The sequence below is a fragment of the Actinomadura sp. CNU-125 genome, from assembly GCF_001942465.1.
Lineage (GTDB): Bacteria > Actinomycetota > Actinomycetes > Streptosporangiales > Streptosporangiaceae > Spirillospora.
Map to the genome: position 1 here is coordinate 56,060 of NZ_MKJY01000155.1, position 6,000 is coordinate 62,059.

The 6,000-nt window shown below is 71.7% G+C and carries 7 protein-coding genes and 1 pseudogene; 6 read left to right on the forward strand and 2 right to left on the reverse strand.

Going from position 1 to position 6,000, the window contains the following annotated elements; genetic code table 11:
* The first annotated feature begins 18 nt into the window (after nt 1–18).
* Both BJF79_RS19345 and BJF79_RS19350 read left to right on the forward strand, forming a co-directional pair.
* Nucleotides 19–321, forward strand: a complete 303-nt coding sequence (locus tag BJF79_RS19345) for a hypothetical protein (RefSeq protein WP_075899304.1) — start codon at nt 19–21, stop codon at nt 319–321.
* 187 nt (nt 322–508) lie between these two features.
* A complete protein-coding gene (locus BJF79_RS19350; RefSeq protein ID WP_075899306.1) occupies nt 509–1,171 on the forward strand; it encodes a hypothetical protein in 663 nt (220 codons plus the stop codon).
* 61 nt (nt 1,172–1,232) lie between these two features.
* Here BJF79_RS19350 and BJF79_RS19355 read toward each other — a convergent pair whose 3' ends face one another.
* A complete protein-coding gene (locus BJF79_RS19355) occupies nt 1,233–2,141 on the reverse strand; it encodes a Ku protein (protein ID WP_075899308.1) in 909 nt (302 codons plus the stop codon).
* Between the two features lie 112 nt (nt 2,142–2,253).
* Between BJF79_RS19355 and ligD (BJF79_RS19360) the strand changes: the two genes are divergently transcribed.
* From ligD (BJF79_RS19360) to BJF79_RS60715, 4 genes and pseudogenes are all read left to right on the forward strand, one after another.
* The gene (ligD, locus tag BJF79_RS19360) at nt 2,254–3,228 is read left to right on the forward strand and encodes a non-homologous end-joining DNA ligase (protein WP_075899310.1); all 975 of its coding nucleotides are present in this window, start codon (nt 2,254–2,256) and stop codon (nt 3,226–3,228) included.
* Nucleotides 3,218–4,123 (forward strand): non-homologous end-joining DNA ligase, encoded by a 906-nt coding sequence (gene ligD, locus BJF79_RS19365; RefSeq protein ID WP_075899312.1) that lies wholly within the window; start codon nt 3,218–3,220, stop codon nt 4,121–4,123. The genes ligD (BJF79_RS19360) and ligD (BJF79_RS19365) overlap by 11 nt, the downstream gene beginning before the upstream one ends.
* Nucleotides 4,124–4,237: 114 nt before the next feature.
* Nucleotides 4,238–4,918: pseudogene (locus BJF79_RS60710) on the forward strand (FAD-dependent oxidoreductase); the annotation flags it as partial.
* Nucleotides 4,919–5,207: 289 nt separating this feature from the next.
* On the forward strand, nt 5,208–5,555 hold the full coding sequence (locus BJF79_RS60715; RefSeq protein WP_262402276.1) for a hypothetical protein: 348 nt from the start codon (nt 5,208–5,210) through the stop codon (nt 5,553–5,555).
* Between the two features lie 207 nt (nt 5,556–5,762).
* On the opposite strand, the gene BJF79_RS60720 is transcribed toward BJF79_RS60715, so the two are convergent.
* The coding region (locus BJF79_RS60720) for a hypothetical protein (RefSeq protein WP_262402273.1) at nt 5,763–6,000 on the reverse strand (238 nt) is incomplete at its 5' end.

Sequence of the window (6,000 nt, forward strand, 5' to 3'; positions counted from 1 at the left end):
TCCCTTGGAGGCATCACCATGCCCGTGCTGGCGCTCACCGAGGCCGAAGAAGCCCTCGGACACCTGGAGCACCTGACCGACGTGCTGCGCTCGCGCGGCTGGACGGTCGAGGTGTCGGCGCACGCGGACCGCTGGCCCAGCGCACTGGTCGCCAACCCCGCCATGCCCGCGATGAACGAATCGGTCATCGCCGTCCAGGAAGCACACGACCGCACCTGGTCGTACCGCTACGGCTGGGGCGAGCGCATCGCCCCCTGCACGGACGCGGAGGCCGCCGCGGCCGCGCTCGTCCGGGTCCTGGCGGTCAAGCGCGACGCCTGACCGGCTAAGACCCCCACCCTGGTGTGGGGGTCTTTTGACCTGGTCAGGGCATGTGAGTCCGTGCGTGCGTCACTCTCCGTGAGGAAGATCGTGAGCCACCGGTCATCGCGGACCGGTACTTACGGAGAGGACCACCCATGCGACTGCCGCCCGGGCCGCCGTCACGCTGGCCGCGGCCGGCGCCGCCGTGCTGCCGTTCGCCTCGCCCGCCATGGCGTGCCCCGATGACGACCACGGAGGCAAAGGCCACCAGCACCACCAGGCCCTGTTCGACTGGACCGGCCAAGACTGGGGCCAGAACGACGAGGAGGGCCAGCAGGACGGCAAGGCCCACCACGACGGCAAGGCGCACCACGAGACCAAGGGCCACCACGACGCCAAGGGCCACCACGGCCACGGCGGCAAGGGCGACCACAAGGTCCGCACGCACACGGTGGGCGGCCCGACCTACGTGTACGACCCCTACTTCAAGAAGGTCGTCACGAAGGTCACCACGGAGTTCGACGGGCGCGGGACGACCGTGCGGCTCAAGGCGTCCGGCTTCCCGCACAAGTACCGGGGGAAGACGCTCGGCGCGCACGTCCACGAGAACAAGTGCGGCCTGAAGCCCGCGGCGGCCGGTGCCCACTACCAGAACCCGAACGCCGAGAAGGGCGCCCCGCTCCGCAAGAAGGAGATCTGGCTCGACTTCAAGGTCGGGAAGGGCGGCAAGGGGCACGCGACGGCGCGGGTGCCCTGGCGGGTCGACCAGAAGGACGCGCGGTCGGTCGTCATTCACGAGCGCGTCACGAACCCGAAGACCGGTGACGCCGGCTCGCGCCTCATCTGCACGGACGCGGTGTTCTTCTGACCGCGGCGTGGGTGCGTGCCCGTCACCGAGACCCGGTGGCGGGCACCGCCCCGGCGGTCCGTCAGGCGGACTTGCGGCCGCGCCCCTTGGCGGGCTCCTTCTTCGCCGTCTCCTTCTTCGCCCCGCCGGACGACGACGACTTCTTGCGCGCGGGCGCCTTCTTCGCCGGCGCCTTCTCCCCCGCCTTCTCCCCGCCGCGGCTCTTCTTCGCGGCCTCCACGCTGGCGCGCAGCGCGCTGAGGAGGTCGGCGGCGGGCTCCTCCGCGGCCTCCTCGGCGGGCCGCGCCACCTCCCGTCCCTCGATCTTCGCGTCGATGACGGCCTGCAGCGCCTCGCGGTAGGCGTCCTTGTACTCGGACGGGTCGAAGTCGCCCTCCATCGACTCGATCAGCGACGTCGCCATCGACAGTTCCTGCTTGCGGACCTCGATGTCCTCCTCCAGGAACGGGAAGTCGGGGGTGCGGACCTCGTCCGGCCACAGCATCGTCTCCAGGACGAACACGCCGCCGCGCACCCGCAGCGTCGCCAGCGACTCCCGCTGCCGCAGCGCGATCTTCACGATCGCGACCTGCTCCGAACTCTCCAGCGCGTCCCGCAGCAGCACGTACGGTTTGGCGCCCTGCGCGTCCGGTTCCAGGTAGTACGACTTCGCGAAGTAGATCGGGTCGACCTCCTCCTGCTCGACGAACTGGAGGACGTCGATGCGGCGGCTCGACGACAGCGGCAGGTCGGCGAAGTCCTCGTCGGTGAGGATGACCATCTCGCCGCTGGGCAGCTCGTAGCCCTTGGCGATGTCGGCGTAGGGCACCTCCTCGCCGTCGACGCTGCAGACCCGCTTGTACTTGATGCGGCCGCCGTCCTCGCGGTGCACCTGGTGGAAGCTGACGTCCCGCTGCTCGGTCGCCGAGTAGACCTTCACGGGTATCGTCACCAGCCCGAACGAGATCGACCCCTTCCAGATACTGCGCATGAGCAACCCCTACCCCGCAGGTCACGCGCGTAGCGTCCCGCCGAGGGCGCATTTGCGACACAACGCGCCCTTGATCCTTTTCCTTTGCGCGGGCTCCGGGTAAGACGCGGATATGACCATGCCTTGGCCCGTCGAGCCCATGATGGCCGCCACCGGTGAGCTGCCCGGCGACGGCGCGCGCTGGGGCCTGGAGCTGAAGTGGGACGGCGTCCGCGCCGTGGCGCAGGTGTCGGCGGACGGCGTGCGCGCGACCGGGCGGCGCGGCGGCGACGTCGCGTCCCGCTACCCCGAACTGTCCGCGCTGGTGGACCTGCTGCCGGGGCACGACGCCGTCCTGGACGGCGAGGTCGTGGCGTTCGAGCAGGGCAGGCCGAGCTTCGAGCGGCTGCAGCGGCGGATGCACGTGGCGCACCCCGACCCGCGGCTCGTCCGGGACGTCCCGGTCCGGTACGTCGTGTTCGACCTGCTCTACCTGGACGGGTACGTCCTGTTCGACACCCCGTACTCGGAACGTCGCGCGCTCCTGGCGGGCCTGGACCTCGCGGGCAGCGGCCCCGTCGAAGTCCCCCCGTACCTGGACGGCGACGACGCCGAGCAGGTCGCGGAGCTGCTCGCCTTCACCCGGGAGCAGCACCTGGAGGGAGTGCTCGCCAAACGGCTCGACTCCCCATACCGGCCAGGACGCAGGGTCGACTTCTGGCGGAAGGTAAAGAACTTCCTCACGCGCGAAGTGATCGTGTGCGGTTGGAAGCCCGGTAAGGGACGACGCGAAGGCGGAGTGGGGTCGCTCCTACTGGGCGAGTACGACGGCAAAGGCCGTCTGGAGTTCGTCGGTCACGTCGGCACCGGCTTCTCGGACCGGTTCCTGGACGAACTGTACGAACTCCTCTGGCCGCTGCGACGTCCGACGAGCCCCTACGACGAGCCCGTCCCGCGCGAGTTCGCCCGGGACGCGCAGTGGGTTGAGCCCAACCTCGTCGGGGAGGTCGCCTACAGCGCCCGCACCAGGGACGGCCGCCTGCGGTTCCCTTCCTGGCGGGGGCTGCGGGACGACAAGGACCCCCTGGAGGTCACGAGTGAGCAGTAAGAGGGTGGAGGTCGACGGAAGGACCCTGAGCCTCTCCAACCTCGACAAGAATCTTTACCCCGACTTCGCCAAGGGCGAGGTCATCGACTATTACGCGCGGGTCGCACCGGTCATGCTGCCGCACCTGAAGGACCGTCCCGCGACCCGCATCCGCTGGCCCGACGGCGTGGACGGGGGCAAGTTCTTCGAGAAGAACGCGCCCTCCCACACTCCCGACTGGGTGCGCACCGCGACCGTCCCGTCCCCGGGCAGCACCATGGGACGCGACACGGTCGACTACGTCGTCGTCGACGATCTGGCCACGCTCGTCTGGTGCGCGAACCTCGCGGCCCTGGAACTGCACGTCCCCCAGTGGAAGGTCGGACCGCGAGGCAAAGTGCACACCCCGGACCTCCTGGTCTACGACCTCGACCCGGGGCCGCCCGCCACCGTCGTCGAAGCGTGCGAGGTCGCCACCATGCTCCGTGACCTGCTCGCAGAAGACGGCCTGGAGTCGTACCCCAAGACGAGCGGCAAGAAGGGCCTGCACCTGTACGTCCCGATCAAGCAGCCCGCGCAGGCCGACCGGACGTCCGAGTACGCCAAGGCCGCGGCTCAGCGGCTCGCGGAAGAGCACCGCGACCTCGTCGTCGCGAAGATGGAGAAACGCCTCCGCAAGGGCAAGGTGTTCGTCGACTGGAGCCAGAACAACCCCGCCAAGACGACCGTCGCGCCGTACTCCCTCCGCGCCGCCGCGAGCCCGACCGTCTCCACGCCCCTCACCTGGGACGAGCTGGGCGCCTGCAAGGACGCCGCCGACCTCGTCTTCACCCCCGGTCAGGCCCTCGACCGCATCGACGCGCACGGCGACCTGCTCGAACCCCTCCTCGCCACGGACCGTCCGGCGCTCCCCTGACGTCCGTATGTGTCGAAACCGGCACGCTCCGGCATCACCTTCCGCCACTATGAGTGCCGGGGGCATCACGTGGGGGAAGGGACCGGGGAGTTGAACCATCACTACGACGCCGTGGTGCTCGGCGGCGGAACCGCCGGGGAACGCATCGCCGCGGGCCTCGCCCGCGCCGGGCGCGACGTCGCACTCGTCGAGGACCGCCTGGTCGGCGGCGTGTCGCCGTACTTCGCGGACGTCCCGTCCAAGGCGCTGCTGCTGGCGGCGCGGCGCGGGGAACCGTGGGAACTGGCGGTGGCCCGCCGGGACGGGCTGACCGGCGGCCGCACCGACGACCGCGCCGCCGCCCGGATGGCCGAGGCGGGCGTGACCCTGCTGCGCGGCCGCGGCCGCATCACCGGCCCCGGCCGCGTCGAGGTCGACGGCACCGAACACGGCTACGGCGAACTGGCCGTCTGCACCGGCAGCGAACCGGTGATCCCGCCCGTGGACGGCCTCGCCGACGTCCCGCTGTGGACGAGCGACGACGCGCTGACCGTCCCCGACCTGCCCCGCCGCCTGGTCGTCCTCGGCGGCGGCCCCGTCGGCTGCGAGCTCGCGCAGGTGTACGCGTCGTTCGGCTCGCAGGTCGCGGTCGTCGAGTCGTCCGGGCGGCTGCTGACCGCCGAGGCCCCGTTCGCGGGCGACGTCCTCGCCGACGCGCTGCGCCGGACGGGCGTCGACCTGCGGCTCGGCGCGCACGTCGCGCAGATCGAACGCAAGGAGTCCGGCCTGCGGCTCTGGCTGTCGGACGGCGGCACCTTCGACGCCGACCGCGTCCTCGTCGCCGCGGGCGCCGCCCCCGCACGCCGGCCTCGGCCTCGACGCGCTCGGCGTCCCCGTGTCCCCCGGCGATGGCGTCCCCGTGGACGAGACGTGCCGCGTGCAGGGCGCCGAGGGGGGTGTGTGGGCCGCGGGCGACGTCACGGGCATCGCCCGTACGACGCACGCGGCCCGCTACCAGGCGGACGTAGCCCTCTCGAACATTCTCGGAAGCCACCGCGAAGCCGACTACCGCGCGATTCCCCGCGTCGTCTACACCACGCCGACGGTGTACGCGGTCGGCGTCACGCCGGGACGGGCGGCCGAACTCGGCATAGACCTCCGCACTGCCGGGTACGACCTCGCCGCAACGGCCCGGGCGGCGGTCGAGGCCGACGACCGCGGCCGGGTGGAGCTGTACGCCGACCGCTCCCGCGGACTGCTGATCGGCGCCGCCGCGGCCGGGCTCCACGCCGAGGAGTGGATGAGCGAGATCGCGCTGGCCATTCGCGCGGAGACGCCGCTGGGCCTGCTCGCCGACGTCGTGCACGCGTTCCCGACGTACGGCGAGTCCGTCGAGGCGCCGCTGCGGGAACTGGCCGGACCTCTCGCCGCACCAGAGGAGGAAGCGCGATGAGCGAGACCGACGAACCGACGCAGCGGGTCCCCGACGACACCCCGGAGGCCGACGCCGCCGAACAGCGCGCCGTCCTCGACGAGAGCGAGGACCGCCCCGACGCCGTCCCGCACGTCTCGATGGACGCCGACGAGGCCGACACCGCCGAGCAGAACCGCGAAGTCCCCATCGACGAGGACGACTACCGTTGACCCCGCCCCCGCACCGTCAACCCGCCGCCTCCGCGCACCGGAGGATTCGTTCGGCGTCGGCAACCTTGTGCTGGAAGACGCCGCAGCCGCCGTCCGCTGCCGACCGGACGATTCGCTCGGCGTCGGCAACCTTGTGTTGGAAGAAGCTGCGCCCGCCGCCCACCGCGCCACGCCCGCCACGCACCACGCACCACCCACCGCGCCACGCCCACCACGCACCACGCACCACCCACCGCGCGACGCCCACCGCCCGC

Excerpts from the sequence above, each read along its gene's own strand:
- BJF79_RS19355 (WP_075899308.1), bottom strand. The coding sequence starts at position 2,141 with ATGCGCAGTATCTGGAAGGGGTCGATCTCGTTCGGGCTGGTGACGATA.
- BJF79_RS19345 (WP_075899304.1), top strand. The coding sequence starts at position 19 with ATGCCCGTGCTGGCGCTCACCGAGGCCGAAGAAGCCCTCGGACACCTG.
- ligD (WP_075899310.1), top strand. The coding sequence starts at position 2,254 with ATGACCATGCCTTGGCCCGTCGAGCCCATGATGGCCGCCACCGGTGAG.